The following is a 15,917-nucleotide window of genomic DNA, read 5'->3' as shown; positions in this document are numbered from 1 at the left end:
AATAGTGACTCAGGATTTCAAGGACGGCGGGCGTTGATGGCGATGCGGATGAAATTGGAGAGGATGGTGTGGTTGTGCGCCTCGAAGACCGGACGGGCGGCATCAAAGGATGAAACGATCGCGGGGGCCTCCCCGGACGGCGAGCTCCACCCGGAGACGATGGCGCGGTCGACCTCCGGGTGGAACTGCACCCCGTAGGCATGGTCGCAGCAGCGGAAGGCCTGCCACGGGCAGCGGGAAGACGACGCAAGAAGTGTCGCCCCTGCCGGAGGGAGGAAGCTGTCGTAGTGCCACTGGAAGGTCGTGAAGGTCGCTGGAACGCCGGAGAAGAGGGGGTCGGCGCACCCTCCGGAGGTAAGGGAGACCTGGCAGATACCTTTCTCGCCGTGGGGGGAACGAGGGGTGACCGAGCCGCCGGAGGCGTGCGCCAGGAGCTGGCCGCCGAGGCAGATCCCCAGCAGGGGGACCCGGAGCCGCAACGCCCCCTTCATGAAGGACTCCACCTCTGAGAGGTAGGGAAATTCCTCCCTTTCGTGCACCCCCATCGTTCCGCCGAGGACGATGATGCCGCCGAGGGAGGCGGGGTCCGGGAGGGGGTCGTTGTCGCAGGGGAGGAAGGTGCGCCCCTCCGCCCCTGCCGCGCGCAGCAGATCGGTGCAGGAACCGGCAGGTACTTCGGGGTCGTTCTGAATGATGGCGAACATGAGGCTCACTCTGGCTGTCGATGGAGGGGAGGCCGTTGCCGGGGGGCTACCCCGAGGGGGACTCCCTCTTCGTGGTGAGTGCCTTTACGATCCCCTGGTACACTTCCTTCGGCGCGAACGGCTTCATGAGTGTTCCCCTGGCACCGACGTCGATGGCCGCCTGGGTATCGCTGTCGAAATCTGAGGCGCTGCATACGAGGACTGCGGCGTTCCTGTTCAGGGCGATCATCTCCCTCGTCGCCTCGATCCCGTTCTTCTCCGGCATATATATGTCCATGATCGTCACGTGCGGGCGAAACTGGCGAAATTTTGCCACTGCCTCGTTGCCGTCCGCAGCCTCCGCAACGACGGTGAATCCCATCTTCGTGAGCATGTCGGTGAGAACCCGACGGAAGAAGAGCTCGTCATCTACAACAAGTATCCGTATATCCTTTAGCGCCACACCCATTCCTGCCTCCGAATATTGCGCCCACTGGGGCCGCCATCAAAAACAGATGCTGCGGAAGGTTCTGAAAAGGAAGCACCCTCCGGTTCCCCTGAAGAGGGGGTCCCTGCACATGCTCATCGGCAGCCGTTCCATTTTACTTTATAGCGTAGGGAGAATTCTGCGGATCGGATTAAAATCTTCCTCCCCCCTCTCCCCCCCGGCGCGTGCGCTGGAGGTTTTAGCCGTGCATGTCGATGATGGAGTGGTCCCCGACATTGAGGCGGCGAGAGGAGCCGGTAAGCTGGATTGCATCCCCGAGGATGGAATCGTGCAGCACCATGTTGCGCACCTCGCTGTTGCTGTTGACGATCGACTCCCGGATGATGGAGTGCTCCACGACGCTTCCCGCCGCGATGGAGACGTGCGGCCCGATGATGCTATCGCGTACCACCGCACCCTTCTCCACGTGCACCGGCTCGATGAGGACGGAGTTCACCACCTCCCCCTCGGAGCTGTGCCACCCTGCGAGGAGATAACGGTTCGTCTCCAGGAGCGTCTCCGGTTTTCCGCAGTCGAGCCAGGCATCGATCTCCGGTGCCCTGAACTTCCTCCCGGCGCCGATCATGCGCATGAACACGGAGGGGAGGTAGAATTCCCCCTTCACCATGTCCCCCGCGGCGATTGTCTCGGCAAGGAAAGCCATGAAGGAGGCGGCGTCCTTCAGATAGTAGAGGCCGACCTGGGCAAGGCGCGAAACGGGGGTTTCCGGCTTCTCCACCATGTTGACGATGAACTCCTCCTGCAGCACGTTCACGCCGAAACGCTGGTAGTCCTCGACCTCCTTCGAATATATCAGGCCGTCGCAGTCGCGGCAGAGGGAGGGTATGAGGGTAAGGTCGGCGACGAAGATGGTGTCGTTGAAGACGACCAGAAGATCATCCCCGGGGGCGACGAAGGGAGCGGCCAGATGCACCGCGTGGGCCGGTCCCTTCCGTTCTTGCTGAACCACGTAGCGGCAGGTGGCGGCGGAAAACTTCTCCTCCATGAAATCGCTTATCTGGCTGCCGTTCTCGTCGACGATGAAGATGAGCTCTTCCGGCTCCAGCGGCAGGAGGCGGCTGACGATGTGTTCCAGTACCGTCTTTCCTGCGACGCGGACCAGCGACTTTGCTTTCGTGTGGGTGTGGGGGCGAAGCCTGGTGCCTTTGCCGGCGACCGGCAGAATGATCTTCATGTGCTTTCCTTCACAGTGGGTGAACATCTGCGTGCAACGAAATGGATCGGTTCAGCGCGTTGTGGAGCAGCGGGGGCGGCGCCGACGCTTACCACCGATCAGGGGTAAGTCTCCGCAGCACGGAAGGGGAGACCGGCAGCGTCCTTCTTCGCAAGAACGGGCTCCCCCGCCAGGGGCCATTCGATCCCCAGCTCCGGGTCGTTCCAGATGATCGTCCGCTCGTGCTCCACGAACCAGTAGTCGGTGGTCTTGTAAAGGAACTCCGCGACGTCGGAAAGTACCACGAATCCGTGGGCGAACCCCTGTGGCACCCAGAGCTGCCGCTTGTTTTCGGCGGAGAGAACCACCCCCACCCACTTCCCGAAGGTGGGGGAGCTGCGGCGGATATCGACGGCCACGTCGTACACCTCTCCGAGGGTGGCGCGCACGAGCTTCCCCTGGGAGTGCTCGATCTGGTAATGCAGGCCGCGCAGCACGTTTTTGGTGGAGCGGGAATGGTTGTCCTGCACGAAGTCCGTTTTCAGCCCGGTCAGCTCCTCCCAGGTACGCTGGTTGAAGCTCTCATAAAAATAGCCGCGCTCGTCGCCGAAGACTCGCGGCTCCACGATCAGGACGTCGGGAATATCTGTGGCTATAACTTTCATCGCACCCTCACACGAAGCGGAAACTTTTCAATAGTGGACGGGCGCCGCCCTCGGGGAGCGCCCTTTCAGCCGCGGCGGGAGAGGCCTCACCCCGCCGGCGCAGCTGACTCCCCTCCCCTCTCCTGCAGCCGCTCGCTGTACATGGAGCTGTAGTAGTCCTGGTAGCTGCCGCTCAGTATCGCGGCACTCCACTCGGGGTTGGCGAGGTACCAGTCGATGGTGCGCCTGATCCCCTCCTCGAAGGTCACCTCAGGGGTCCACCCGAGATCGTTCCGGATCTTACCGGCGTCGATGGCATAGCGCTGGTCATGCCCGGGGCGGTCCTTCACGAAGCGGATCAGGGAGCGGCGCGGCGCGTTTCCCGACAGCGGGGGGGCGACCTCGTCCAGGATGTCGCACACCGTCTCGACGACCTCCAGATTCCGTTTCTCGCTGTTCCCGCCAATGTTGTACGTCTCGCCGACGACACCGCGCTCCAGCACCGTGAGGATGGCGCGGCAGTGATCGGCGACGTAGAGCCAGTCGCGCACGTTGCTGCCGTCGCCGTAGACGGGAAGTTCCTGCCCCTTCAGGGCATTGAGGATGATGAGGGGGATGAGCTTCTCAGGGAAGTGGTGCGGCCCATAATTGTTGGAGCAGTTGGTGATCAGGACCGGAAGGGCGTAGGTATGGCAGTAGGCGCTCACCAGGTGGTCCGAGGACGCCTTGCTGGCGGAGTAAGGGGATCTCGGATCGTAGGGGGTGGTCTCGGTGAAATACCCGGTCTCCCCGAGGGAGCCGTAGACCTCGTCGGTGGAGACGTGCAGGAAGCGGCGCTCCCCGGCGTCCTTCCCGCCGCCAAGCCACGCGCTGCGGGCCGCCTCGAGGAGGGTGAAGGTGCCGACCACGTTTGTGCGCACAAACTCGGCGGGACCGTCGATGGAACGGTCCACATGCGATTCGGCGGCAAAGTGCACGATCCTGTCGATCGACTCTTCTGCGATGATCCGGTCGACCACTTCCCTGTCGCAGATATCGCCCTTCACGAAGCGGTAGCGGGGGTCGCCGGAGAGGTCGGCGAGATTGCCGAGGTTTCCGGCGTAGGTGAGTTTGTCCAGATTGACAAGGCGGAAGGACCGGTCGCTTTCCAGCAAGAGGCGGACGAAGTTCGAGCCGATGAAGCCGCAGCCACCGGTTACCAGGATATTCATTGCACCTCCATGATGCTTACTACTGAGCCCCTTGCTCAGGGCGGTCATAACAGTATGAGTCGACGCTTCTAATGGGAATCGGCGGCTTCACTCATTACCATTTCACCCCCTGTGAAGTCAAACAAATAGTAGACAGCAGAGGGGGAGCCGACCGGAATTCGACTGCAAAAACGAAGGGTTCCCGCCCCGCGCACTTCCCCCCCAACCCTTCCGAATGGAATTAAAAAGGTTTTACACTTCCTTTACACTCAAGGTAAAAAAATACTCATTTTACCGTTGACACTATTTATGCCTCTGCTAGAATGACTCCCAAGCATGGCAACATGCGATACGCGCTCTGGCATACAAGTAACGATCGGTTGGGTCCCTGACTACCTTTTCTTCCGAAAGTCTCCCGAGTACAGATGTGGTGAGCAAGCCCTTAGCACCCAAAGGGAAGCCTAAAGCATCTTCACGGGCAATGTTGCAGCAGAGGTCAGCTACCCCAACACCCGCTACGGTATACCGGAGCACCAAAAGACTGGCGTTATTTCGGAACGATGAAGTTCACCGCAGGTGCACAAAGTCCTCCGAAATAACGCCTACAAGAAAAAGACCCGTGAAATGGCCGTCACGGGTCTTTTTTTGTCTGGTGTACCCGATTTATCCACCGCGGCTTATAGTAACATTTCCAGCACCTTACACGCTCGAACCTGTCATGTTGCTCGATTCTTCCACAAAAGCTGTGGAAAACTCTGTGGGAAACGCGTGATCATCCCCTCCGGGTAGCCCAGAGGCGCACCATGTAGCATTCTGCACAAAAAACAGGCACACCTTTCAGCACTCACAACTTCGCTTCTGGTACCGCTTCGGGAGCAGAGACGGCACACTCCTTCCTGTTTCATCAGCATCATCTTTCCCGCTCGGATCCACCCCACTCTCGAACTCCCAAACCATGAACTTTCAGTCCCTTACGACCGCACACTTCAACAGGACCGTGAAGAAAAAGGATGCTAGAATTAAAGCAGGTAAATCTACCGCACTGCCGAAGGAGAGAAGAGATGAAACGTCCGTGGGTGACGCTCCTTTTTGTCGCCATGGTCCCGGCCACGCAAGCGTTTCCGGGAGTGGGCCAGGCGAGCCATCCTGTCCTGCAGCAAGAGGAGTACTGGGATGCCTCCGACTGGTATCTCTCCGGGCTTGCGCTGAACAGTGCAGGGATGTACCCGGAAGCCGCCGAGGCCTTCCGCATGGCCCTTTCGATAGAACCTCGCAACCCGCTTTGCTGGCTCAATTTCGGAACCGACCTCGCGCTGGCGGGAGATTACCCCGGCGCCATCCACGCACTGGAGCGCTCCCTGAAGCTCAGCCCGGACCTGAGCCTCGGGTACTCGAACCTCGGCGAGGTGTATTTCCGGGCGGGACAGTTCAGGCGCTCCATCGAGACCTTCGGCACCCTGCTCGAGCTGCAGCCTCAGGATGCCAACGCGCGCTACAAGCGGGGCCTCGCCTTCCTCCTTCTCGGAGAGAGGACGAGCGCGCTCACCGAGTACGCCCTGCTGCGCGACGTCGACCCGATCCTCGCCGGACGCCTGCTGAAGGCCATCGACCACAAGGAGTAGCACCTCCTCACCACGGCGCCCCCGGAGCGTATCGGGAAAGGGTGTGGAGGCGCTTCTGTGGTAGACTGGTTGCGGCGCGCCGCGCGGCTCCACCCTCTTTCCCCCTACCGTCACGGCAGCGCCTCCGGGGGTGCCATGCGCTACTCACCACTTCTCACAGACCTATATGAACTCACCATGGTGGCGGGGTATCTTGAAGAGGGGATGGAGGAGGTTCCCGCCGTCTTCGACCTCTTCTTCCGCCACAACCCGTTCAACGGCGGCTACGCCGTCTTCGCGGGGCTGGATACCGCCCTCTCCTACCTGGAGAACCTCGCCTTCGACGACGACGAGCTGCGCTACCTGGAAAGGCTCGACCTCTTTAAACCCGCCTTCATTTCCTATCTGAAAGGATTCCGCTTCCGCGGCACCGTCATCGCCCCTCCGGAGGGGAGCGCCGTCTTTGCCGGTGAGCCGCTCCTGACCGTGGAGGGGGGACTCGCGGAGGCGCAATTTGTCGAGACGGCGCTTCTCAATATCCTCAACTTCCAGACTCTGGTAGCCACGAAGGCCGCGCGCATAAACCGCGCTGCCCAAGGGGCCGCCGTACTCGAATTCGGACTGCGTCGTGCTCACGGTCCGGATGGAGCGCTTTCAGTCGCGCGCGGCGCATATGTCGGCGGAGTGCGCAGCACCAGCAACGTTCTCGCCGCGAAGGAATTCGGGATCCCCGTTCGTGGCACCCACGCCCACAGCTGGATCATGGCCTTTCCCGATGAGCTTTCCGCCTTCCGCAGCTACGCCCGCCACTTCCCCGACAACTGCACCTTGCTCGTCGACACCTACGACACCCTGAAAAGCGGGATCCCGAATGCCGTGAAGGTGGCGGCCGAGCTCCGGGCCCAGGGGCACGAACTGGCGGGGGTGCGCATCGATTCCGGCGACCTCGCCTTTCTCTCCCGCGAGGCCCGCGCCGTACTGGACCGGGCGGGATTCCCGCAGGTGAAGATCGTCGCCTCCAACGAACTGGACGAATTCGTCATCGAGTCGGTCCGAAAGGACGGCGGGAGAGTGGACATCTACGGGGTCGGGACGCGGCTCGCCACCTGCTGCGGCGAAGGGGGGGGAGCGCTCGGTGGAGTGTACAAGCTCGTCCGCCTGGATGGCCGCCCGAGGCTGAAGGTCACCAGCGACGTCGCGAAGGCAACGTTGCCGGACAAGAAGAGGCTTCTGAGGGCGATCGCCCCCGACGGCACCTTCATACAGGATGTGATAGTCCTTGACGGCGAAAGACTGAGCCCCGGGACGATCGTGTTCGACCCGACGAATCCTTTGAGGTACAAGGCTATCCCCCTCGACGCCCGCCTCGTCGACCTGCGCGCACCGGTGATGGAGCGGGGGAAAAGATGCGCACCGCCGGCGAGCCTGGAGAGCGCAGCGGAAACCTGGGCCGTACAGGAGAAGTTTTTGCCCGCCGGCACTGACCGGCTCATAAACCCGCACGTGTACAAGGTTTCCATCAGCCCCGGCCTCAGCGCGCTGAGGCTTAGGCTGATCGAAGAGATTCAGAGCAAGCTGTGAGGGGGTGACAAGGTGACAAGAGCGGAAGCTTCGTTGCGCAGGAGGGGTGCCCTGATCGTGGTGGACGTCCAGGTCGATTTCTGCCCCGGCGGGGCGCTTTCGGTCCCGGAGGGGGACCGCATCGTACCGGTACTGAATAGCTACATCACCCTCTTTGCCGAGAGGGGATGCCCGATCTTCGCCACCAGGGACTGGCACCCGCAGCGCACATCCCACTTCAGGGAGTTTGGCGGCGTGTGGCCGATACACTGCGTGCAGGAGAGCGAAGGGGCACGATTCCACCCCGACCTCGTCCTCCCTCCCGGGACGATCGTCATCTCCAAGGGGCACACCCCCTGGGAAGACGGCTACTCCGCTCTGCAGGGGGTCACCGAGAACGGGACCCCGCTCCCGATGCTCCTGCAACGGATGGAGCTTGACCGGATCTATCTCGGCGGGCTCGCCACCGACTACTGCGTGAAGGAGACAACGCTCGGCGCGCTGCAGCTGGGGTTTGAGGTGACGGTCCTTGCCGACGCCATCGCCGGAATCGATCTGAAGGAGGGGGATTGCGCCGCTGCCCTCGATGCCATGCAGATGCGCGGGGCACGGCTTGCCACGCTGGAGGAAGTGCGGCAATCGCTGTGGAAAAAATGAGTGGCGCCCACCGCGCCAGCGGGCGCTGTTTCTCCGGCAAAATAACGCTCCTGGAGCTGTAAACCTTTGACATCGGTGAGGAAAAAGGCTAGATTAGCCGCCGTCAAAGAGCCCACGCCCAGGAGCAGTCGATGATCAAGACCAACAACCTGAAGATCAAGAGCATCACACCGATAATCGCGCCGGCCGATCTGAGGCAGGTATTCCCCGTTTCTGCCGAATCGGGAGCCTGCGTCAGCAGGAGCCGTGAAGCGATCACGCGGATTTTGCGGGGCGAGGATCGCCGCCTCATGGTAGTAGTCGGCCCCTGCTCCATTCACGACCCTCAAGGGGCGATGGAGTACGCAAGGCGCCTTGCCACCCTGTCGCAGGAGGTCGGGGAGGAACTCCTCCTGATCATGAGGGTGTATTTCGAGAAGCCGCGCACCACCATCGGGTGGAAGGGGCTCATCAACGATCCCGACATGGACGGCACCCACCTCATCTCCAAGGGGCTCGGCATCGCCCGCGCGCTGCTGTGCAAGGTGACCGAGATGGGGCTGCCGGTGGCGACGGAGATGCTCGACCCCATCACCCCCGAGTACCAGGCGGACCTCCTCTCCTGGGGCGCCATAGGCGCGCGTACCACCGAGTCGCAGACGCATCGGGAGATGGCGAGCGGCCTCTCCTTCCCCATCGGCTTCAAAAACGGCACGGACGGGAACCTGCAGATCGCCATCGACGCCATGAAGGCGGCGCAGCATCCCCACTCATTCCTGGGGATCAACCGTGAGGGGCTCACCTCCATCGTCCAGACACAGGGGAACCCTGACGTGCACATGGTGCTGCGGGGGGGGAAGAAGCCGAACTACAGCCCCGAAGACATAAGGAAAGCGGAAGAGATGCTCCTGCGCGCCGGGCTCAACCCGACCGTCATGGTCGACTGCAGCCACGGGAACTCCGAGAAGGATTACAACAAGCAGCCGGGGGTCATGCAGAGCGTCGTGGACCAGATCGCGGCAGGAAACCGCTCCATCTCCGGGGTCATGATCGAGAGCTACCTCGAGCCGGGCAACCAGCCACTGGCGAAGGACAGGACGACCCTGAAATACGGCGTTTCGGTAACCGACAGTTGCATCGGGTGGGAAGCCACGGAGCAGATGCTGCGGGAAGCACACCAGAGGCTGAAGGCGTGCGGCGGAAGGCAGCTGGGGTAGGCAGGCGCGCCCTCAACACCCTTCTCGAAGCTCGTTCCCAAGCTCCGGATTGGGAACGGAGTTGCGCGCGAGGGTCCTCCTCGCCAAGGCCGTGCTTTGCACGGTATCCGCTGAGGCGGATGCAAAGCTTGAGCTTTGCGCCCAAGTGCGTTCCCAAGGAGGACCTTGGGAACGAGCACGTTGAGCCAGTTTCCTTGTTGAGCAGAGAGCCTCGCCCCCATAGCCTCCTTATAAAAAGGCCCTTGGCATACACCTGCCAAGGGCCTTTCCTTTTGCTCCAAATAAGAAGACGACTACAGCGTGGTGATGTGCAGCGCCTTGATGAAGGCGGCGTCGGTGGCGGCCTGCACTTCTTCGGCGACTGCCGACGGCACCGGGGAGTCGACGGAGAGGATAACCATCGCCTCCCCTTTCTTCTCCCTGCGCCCGAGGTTCATGGCGCCTATGTTGATGTCGGCCGCGCCGAGGATGGTACCGATCTTCCCGATCATCCCGGGGCGATCGGCGTAGGCCAGGAGCAGCATGTGCTCTTCCGGACGGAAGTCCATCTGGTAGTCGCGCAGCCTGATGATGCGCGGCACCCCTTCGAAGAGAGTCCCGGAAACGATGCGGCGCTCCCCTGCCCCTTCGATCGTCACGGTGATGACGTTGGCAAACGACTCATGCTGCGAGCTCCTGAGCTCGTCCACCACGATACCCATCTGGCTCGCCACAAGCTGCGCGTTCACCATGTTGACGTCCTGGTTCACCTTGCGGTTCAGCAGCGAAGCAAGTCCGGTGACGGTGAGCGGGGTGCAGTCGTGGTGCGCGATGGCGCCGGAGTAGGTAAAGGTGATCTTGTTGAGGTGGCTCTCCACCAGCTGGATGCTGAAGTCCGCGAGGACCTGCACAAGCTTCAGGAAGGGGCGCATCTGGTCCATGAGGGACGGGTCGAACCTGGGGATGTTCAGCGCGTTCTCCAGCGGCTGCTCGTTCAGGTACTGCAGGATCTCCTTCGCGACGTCCACCGATACGTTCACCTGCGCCTCGAAGGTGTTGGCGCCGAGGTGCGGCGTTACGATGAGCTTGTCGTTGGCGATCAGGCGCTTCAGCACGTCGGTGTTCGGCGGCTCCTGGCTCCACACGTCGAAGGCGGCCCCTACGACCTTCCCCGATTCCAGCGCCTCCAGCATCGCCTCCTCGTTCACGATCCCGCCGCGGGCGGCGTTCACGATGATGACGCCGTCCTTCATGCCTGCCAGTTCCTTCTTGCCGATCATGTCGCGGGTCTCTTCGGTGAGAGGGGTATGGAAGGTGACGATGTCGCTTACCTTGATGAGCTCCGCCAGGGAGACGAGCTTCACCCCGAGGTCGTGCGCCCTCTTCTCCGCGATGTACGGGTCGTACGCGACCACGTCGCACTCGAACGCTTTCAGGCGGGTGGCGACACGCCCCCCTACCTTGCCGAGGCCGATAACGCCTGCGGTCTTCCCTTTCAGCTCATACCCGGTGAAAGGTGCGCGCTTCCAGGCGCCCCCCTTGAGGCAGTCGTTGGCCGGGACGATGTTGCGGCACAGGGAAAGCAAAAGGGCCATTGCGTGCTCTGCGGCGCTGTTGGTGTTGCCAAGCGGCGCGTTTACCACGATGACCCCTTTGGTGCTGGCGTAGTCCACGTCGACGTTGTCGACCCCCACACCGGCCCTCGCCACCATCTTCAGGTTCTTCCCGGCGTCGAGGAGCGGCTTGTCCACCGTCGTGCCGCTTCTGGTGATGATGACATCGTAGTCGCCGATAATGGAGTGCAGTTCCTCCGTCTTCAGCCCCAGCTTCACATCGAGCTGGATGCGCGGGTCCTGCTTCAATAGATCCAAACCTTCCTGGGCAACCTCGTCGGTAACGATAATCTTCATTCCTGCTCCTTTTATTGACGGTCCCCCCTTCCGAGGGGCCGTTTTACGCTCTACGCCCTCCGCCATCGGAGGGTGGAACGTCTTACGAAACTTTTTTTGCTTCCCTGATGAACCGGCGCACCTTCTCGTGATCTTTCCGTCCGGGTGCAGACTCGACGCCGCTGGAGACATCGACGGCATAGGGGGAAACATGGGCGACGGCGCTCGCCACATTCTCCGGGGTGAGTCCCCCCGCGAGTATCACCGGCCCCGCCTTTTTCGCGGCGCTGACGCAATCCCAGTCGAAGGTCTCGCCGGTGCCGCCGTAAAGATGTGGGGACCAGGCGTCGAGCAGATACCCCGCCACGCGGTACGACGTTAGTGACGCGAGGCTCTCCGCCCCCTTCACCCGGAACACCTTTATGACCCTTCTGGAAACCGAAAGACAATAATCCGGGCTCTCGTCGCCATGTAACTGGACGAGGTCAAGGCCGCATTGTTCTGCCGTGGTGTTGACGAAATCGAGCGGGGCGTTGACGAAGAGTCCGACTGCCTGCACGAAGGGGGGGATGGTCGCGATGATCTGAGCTGCCCGCGACGGGTCGAGATTGCGCGGGGATTTTTCGAAGAAGACGAAACCGAGCGCATCCGCACCCGCCTCGACGGCGATGAGTGCATCCTCGACGCTGGTTATACCGCAGATCTTTACCTTTGTCATTTCTGTATACCTGTCAGACGCCGAGGGACCTCAACGAGATCAAGGACTTCTAAGATTCTCTCACCTTTTCGGGGCGGAGTCTATCCGGCAAGCTCCCGCAGCTTGGCGCCTATGTCCGCCTCCCGCATCAGCGATTCGCCGATCAGGAAAGCCGCGATTCCGCACTCCTGAAGGTGCACGATCTCCTCTCTTCTGGTGATGCCGCTTTCGGCGACAATGGTGTGCCCCTCCGGGATGAGGCGCGCGAGACGCTCCGAGAGGGAGATGTCCACCACGAAGGTGCGCAGGTTGCGATTGTTGATCCCGATGAGACGGCAGCCGGTTTCCAGCGCCATCTCCAGCTCCCTCTCGTCGTGCACCTCGAGAAGGACGTCAAGGCCGAGCTCCCCGGCGTACCCCTTCAGGTCCTCCAGTTGGGAAAGCTCGAGCATCGCGGCGATGAGGAGGATTGCATCGGCCCCGGCCACTTTAGCCTCGTACACCTGGTACGGGTCGAAAAGGAAGTCCTTGCGCAGCAGGGGGAGGCTCACCCGCTGGCGGATCTGCCGCAGGTAGGCGAGGTCGCCGAGAAAGAAGTCCTTCTCGGTGAGAACCGAGAGACAGCTCGCACCATTTGCCTCGTAGAGCTGCGCGATCCCCACCGGGTCGAAGTCCGCCCGGATGATCCCCTTCGACGGTGAGCCCTTTTTCACCTCCGAGATGATGGCAGTGCGCCCACCGTTGCGGGAGCTCTCCAGCGCCGCGATAAAGCCGCGGGGGGCGTCCTGGACTTCCGCCGCCCTCGCCCGGACCTCGCTCAGCGGGGTCTTCGACTTCACCCCGGCGAGTTCCTCCTTTTTGCGGGAGACGATCTTCTTGAGGATATCCGGTATTTCTGTCATGCAACCTTCCTTTGACTTGTTCGACCTGCCAGCGTTCGTGCCGATCCTGGGAAAGAGGCCAAAATTCAAGACCTGACCCCGGGGTCAGGTCTTGAATTATAAGGTCCTGCTACTCCACTTCGTTGGTGAGCGTCACCAGCTTTTCGAGCTGAGCGATCGCCCGGCCGGAGTCTATCGCCTCGGCGGCCATCTCGACGCCACCCCGCACATCGGCTGCTTTCCCGGCCGCCACGAGGCCGTATGCCGCATTTATCAGCACCACGTCCCTCTTCGGTCCCTTCTCCCCACCGAGGACACCGCGCACAATGAGGGCGTTCCCCCTGGCGTCGCCGCCGCGCAGCTCTGCCATGGAGCAGCGGGAAAAGCCGTATTCCTCCGGGGAGACGGACGAGGTTGCCACCCCCTCGGGACTCACCTCCGCGACGCGGGTGGCACCGGTGAGGGTGATCTCGTCCATGCCGTCGTTGCCGCAGACCACGAACCCCCTGCGGCATCCGAGCCTTTGCAGCACGTGCGCGAGCTTTTCCACCAGGTCTTCCCGATATACACCGAGGACCTGGCAGTCGGCGGCGGCGGGGTTCGTGAGGGGACCGAGGATATTGAAGATGGTACGGACACCGATCTCCCTGCGCGGACCGATGGCGTGCTTCATGGCGCCGTGCAGGGCGGGGGCGAAGAGAAAGCCGATGCCGATCTCGTCTATGCAGCGCTCCACCATCCCCGGAGTCACGTTCAGGTTCACCCCGAGCGCCTCCAGGACGTCCGCGCTGCCGCACGATGAGGATACGGAGCGGTTGCCGTGCTTTGCCACCCTGACGCCGCAGGCGGAGATGACAAAGGCGACGGTGGTGGAGATGTTGAAGCTGTTCGTTCCGGAACCGCCGGTGCCGCAGGTGTCGAGGATCGTCTCCTGGTCCAGGTTGATGTCGTCGCGGTCGAGGTCGAGCACCTTCTTCCCCACCCGGATCGGCGTCACCCTGTCGCGCATTACGCGCGCCGCGCCCGTAATTTCGTCGACCGTCTCACCTTTCATGCGGAGTGCGGTGATGAAGGCCGCGATCTGGGCGGGGGTCGCCCCCCCGGACATGACCTGGTCCATCACGTCGATCATCTCAGCCTCGCTGAGGTCCCCTCTCTCTACAACCTTGGCAATCGCCCTCTTGATCATTGCATTCTCCTACCCTTCGGTGGCAGCCTCGCGCGACATGACGAGGAAGTTTCTGAGAATCTCCATCCCCCCCTCGGTGAGGATCGATTCCGGATGGAACTGCACCCCCCAGATCGGGAGAGTGCGGTGCCTGAGCCCCATGATCTCACCCTCGGCGACCCAGGCGGTCACCTCCAGCTCTGCCGGAAAGGTGTCGCGCTTCACGACGAGGGAGTGGTAGCGGGTGGCGGCGAAAGGATTGGGGAGCCCCTTGAAGAGCCCCTCGTTGTCGTGCAGGATCGGCGAGGTCTTCCCGTGCATGAGCGTCGCGCTCTTCACGATCTCTCCGCCGAAAGCGTACCCTATCGACTGGTGACCGAGGCACACCCCGAGGATGGGGATGCGCCCGGCGAAGCGGCGGATCGTCTCCACCGAGATCCCCGCCTCGGCAGGGGAGCAGGGTCCGGGGGAGATGACGATGCGGTCCGGGGCGAGCGCCTCGATCTCCTCAAGGGTGATCTTGTCGTTTCGATAGACGTGCACGTCCTCGCCCAGTTCCCCGAGGTACTGCACAATGTTGTAGGTAAATGAATCGTAGTTGTCGATCATCAAGAGCATCGGTATTCCTCCCTAGGCCAGCCCGGCTTCCGCCATCTCTATGGCCTTCACCACTCCCATCGCCTTGTTCACCGTCTCCTGGAATTCGGCGGCAGGGTCCGAGTCGGCGACGATTCCGGCACCGGCCTGGAGATGCACCTTCCCCCCCTGCACCACGAGGGTGCGGATGGCGATCGCCATGTCCATGTTCCCTGAGTAGGAGAAATACCCGACCGCGCCGCCGTAGACTTCGCGGCGCACGTTTTCCAGCTCCTCGATGATCTCCATGGCGCGCACCTTCGGCGCTCCGGAGAGGGTGCCCGCAGGAAAGGTAGCGCGCACGACGTCGAAGGCGTCCTTTTCCGGGAGGAGCTCGCCCTGCACGTTGGAGACTATGTGCATGACATGGGAGTAGCGCTCCACCACCATGAGCTCAGAAACCTTCACGCTCCCGATGCTGCAGACGCGCCCGAGATCGTTGCGGCCGAGATCGACCAGCATGACGTGCTCCGCCCTCTCCTTCGGGTCCGCCAGGAGCTCCTGCTGAAGGAGCCGGTCTTTTTCGGCATCGGCGCCGCGGGGACGGGTCCCGGCGATGGGGCGCAGTTCCACCCGCTCCCCTTCCTTTCGCACCATGACCTCGGGAGAAGCGCCGACGACGACCGTCTCGTCGAGCCTCAGGAAGAACATGTAGGGGGACGGGTTCAGCGTCCTCAGTGCCCGGTAGATCAGGAAGGAATCAACGGAGAGCTCGCCGGAGAAGCGCTGGGAAAGGACGACCTGGATGATGTCCCCTTCCCGTACATACTCCTTTGCACTGGTGACCCACGACTCGAACTCCTCGCGGCTCACATTGGAGGAGAAATTGGTCTTCTCCGCCACCGGTGCCGAGTGCTCGAGAGGGAGAGGAGTCTTCAGTCTGGCGATCAGCCCCTCGATCTTCTGCAGCGCCTCGGCATACGCATCCTCCGCGGAGACGCCGCCGTCGAGGTGGGCGTTGGAGACGACCTTGATCTTCTGGCTCAGGCTGTCGAAGATCAGCATCGTGTCGGTGATTATGAAGTAGGCGTCGTAAGCGCCGATCGCCTCCTCGTTCTTCTTTGGCAGGCGCTCGAAATGCCGCACGCAGTCGTAGCCGAGATACCCCACGGCGCCGCCGAAGAAGCGCGGAATACCGGGGACCTCCACGGGGCGGTAGGCCGCCATGAAGTCGCGCAGATAGCAGAGGGGATCCCCCACCTCCACCCGGCGCACCTCTTCCCTCTCCACCACCTCGACCCACCCTTCCTTCGCGCGGATAACGACTGCAGGGGACGAGCCGAGGAAGGTATAGCGCCCCCACTTCTCACCCCCTTCGATACTCTCAAGGAGAAAGCCGTAACGGCCGTCGTCGATCTTCTTGAAGGCCCCAACCGGGGTGTCCAGGTCGGCCATGATCTCGCGGTACACCGGGATCAGGTTTCCCTGTGCGGACAGGTCTTTGAATGTGGCTAAATCTGGGTAGTACATGAGGC

Annotated in this window: 15 protein-coding genes; 4 read left to right on the top strand and 11 right to left on the bottom strand. The window is 62.2% G+C overall.

All coding sequences use genetic code 11. The features are described from left to right. Nucleotides 1–17: 17 nt before the first annotated feature. The 5 genes from LPW11_RS17205 to rfbB form a co-directional block, all read right to left on the bottom strand. Nucleotides 18–704, bottom strand: coding sequence for a type 1 glutamine amidotransferase (locus tag LPW11_RS17205; protein ID WP_230995106.1), 687 nt, complete (start codon nt 702–704; stop codon nt 18–20). Between the two features lie 46 nt (nt 705–750). Continuing rightward, nucleotides 751–1,152: a response regulator gene (locus tag LPW11_RS17200; RefSeq protein ID WP_230995105.1), complete on the bottom strand. Its 402-nt coding sequence runs from the start codon at nt 1,150–1,152 to the stop codon at nt 751–753. Between the two features lie 217 nt (nt 1,153–1,369). Then, the gene (locus tag LPW11_RS17195) at nt 1,370–2,365 is read right to left on the bottom strand and encodes a sugar nucleotidyltransferase (RefSeq protein WP_230995104.1); all 996 of its coding nucleotides are present in this window, start codon (nt 2,363–2,365) and stop codon (nt 1,370–1,372) included. A 98-nt stretch (nt 2,366–2,463) separates the two neighbouring features. Continuing rightward, entirely contained in the window at nt 2,464–3,009 is a 546-nt protein-coding gene (rfbC, locus tag LPW11_RS17190; RefSeq protein WP_230995103.1) for a dTDP-4-dehydrorhamnose 3,5-epimerase, read from the bottom strand. 86 nt (nt 3,010–3,095) lie between these two features. After that, complete coding sequence (gene rfbB, locus LPW11_RS17185) at nt 3,096–4,199, bottom strand: dTDP-glucose 4,6-dehydratase (protein WP_230995102.1); 1,104 nt, start codon at nt 4,197–4,199, stop codon at nt 3,096–3,098. Nucleotides 4,200–5,239: 1,040 nt separating this feature from the next. Here rfbB and LPW11_RS17180 point away from each other — a divergent pair. The 4 genes from LPW11_RS17180 to LPW11_RS17165 all read left to right on the top strand — a co-directional run bounded on the left by LPW11_RS17180 (nt 5,240) and on the right by LPW11_RS17165 (nt 9,192). Beyond that, complete coding sequence (locus LPW11_RS17180) at nt 5,240–5,800, top strand: tetratricopeptide repeat protein (RefSeq protein ID WP_230995101.1); 561 nt, start codon at nt 5,240–5,242, stop codon at nt 5,798–5,800. A gap of 135 nt (nt 5,801–5,935) precedes the next feature. Beyond that, entirely contained in the window at nt 5,936–7,360 is a 1,425-nt protein-coding gene (locus LPW11_RS17175; RefSeq protein WP_230998311.1) for a nicotinate phosphoribosyltransferase, read from the top strand. Nucleotides 7,361–7,372: 12 nt separating this feature from the next. Next, the gene (locus LPW11_RS17170) at nt 7,373–7,996 is read left to right on the top strand and encodes an isochorismatase family protein (protein WP_331001573.1); all 624 of its coding nucleotides are present in this window, start codon (nt 7,373–7,375) and stop codon (nt 7,994–7,996) included. A 131-nt stretch (nt 7,997–8,127) separates the two neighbouring features. Then, nucleotides 8,128–9,192 carry a 3-deoxy-7-phosphoheptulonate synthase gene (locus tag LPW11_RS17165; RefSeq protein ID WP_230995100.1) on the top strand — a complete coding sequence of 355 codons (1,065 nt, stop codon included), beginning with the start codon at nt 8,128–8,130 and terminating at the stop codon, nt 9,190–9,192. Nucleotides 9,193–9,485: 293 nt separating this feature from the next. On the opposite strand, the gene serA is transcribed toward LPW11_RS17165, so the two are convergent. From serA to trpE, 6 genes are all read right to left on the bottom strand, one after another. Then, entirely contained in the window at nt 9,486–11,081 is a 1,596-nt protein-coding gene (gene serA, locus LPW11_RS17160) for a phosphoglycerate dehydrogenase (protein ID WP_230995099.1), read from the bottom strand. Between the two features lie 82 nt (nt 11,082–11,163). Then, nucleotides 11,164–11,778: a phosphoribosylanthranilate isomerase gene (locus LPW11_RS17155; protein WP_230995098.1), complete on the bottom strand. Its 615-nt coding sequence runs from the start codon at nt 11,776–11,778 to the stop codon at nt 11,164–11,166. Between the two features lie 80 nt (nt 11,779–11,858). Then, a complete protein-coding gene (gene trpC, locus LPW11_RS17150; protein ID WP_230995097.1) occupies nt 11,859–12,659 on the bottom strand; it encodes an indole-3-glycerol phosphate synthase TrpC in 801 nt (266 codons plus the stop codon). Between the two features lie 109 nt (nt 12,660–12,768). After that, a complete protein-coding gene (gene trpD / locus LPW11_RS17145; protein ID WP_230995096.1) occupies nt 12,769–13,827 on the bottom strand; it encodes an anthranilate phosphoribosyltransferase in 1,059 nt (352 codons plus the stop codon). Between the two features lie 9 nt (nt 13,828–13,836). Next, on the bottom strand, nt 13,837–14,424 hold the full coding sequence (locus LPW11_RS17140; RefSeq protein ID WP_230995095.1) for an anthranilate synthase component II: 588 nt from the start codon (nt 14,422–14,424) through the stop codon (nt 13,837–13,839). Between the two features lie 12 nt (nt 14,425–14,436). Further along, a complete protein-coding gene (gene trpE, locus LPW11_RS17135; protein ID WP_230995094.1) occupies nt 14,437–15,912 on the bottom strand; it encodes an anthranilate synthase component I in 1,476 nt (491 codons plus the stop codon). Between the last annotated feature and the right edge of the window lie 5 nt (nt 15,913–15,917).

Source organism: Geomonas sp. RF6, assembly GCF_021044625.1.
In the GTDB taxonomy this organism is placed as follows: domain Bacteria; phylum Desulfobacterota; class Desulfuromonadia; order Geobacterales; family Geobacteraceae; genus RF6.
The sequence above is the reverse complement of the archived record's forward strand: the minus strand, read 5'-3'. Positions and strand labels throughout refer to the sequence as shown.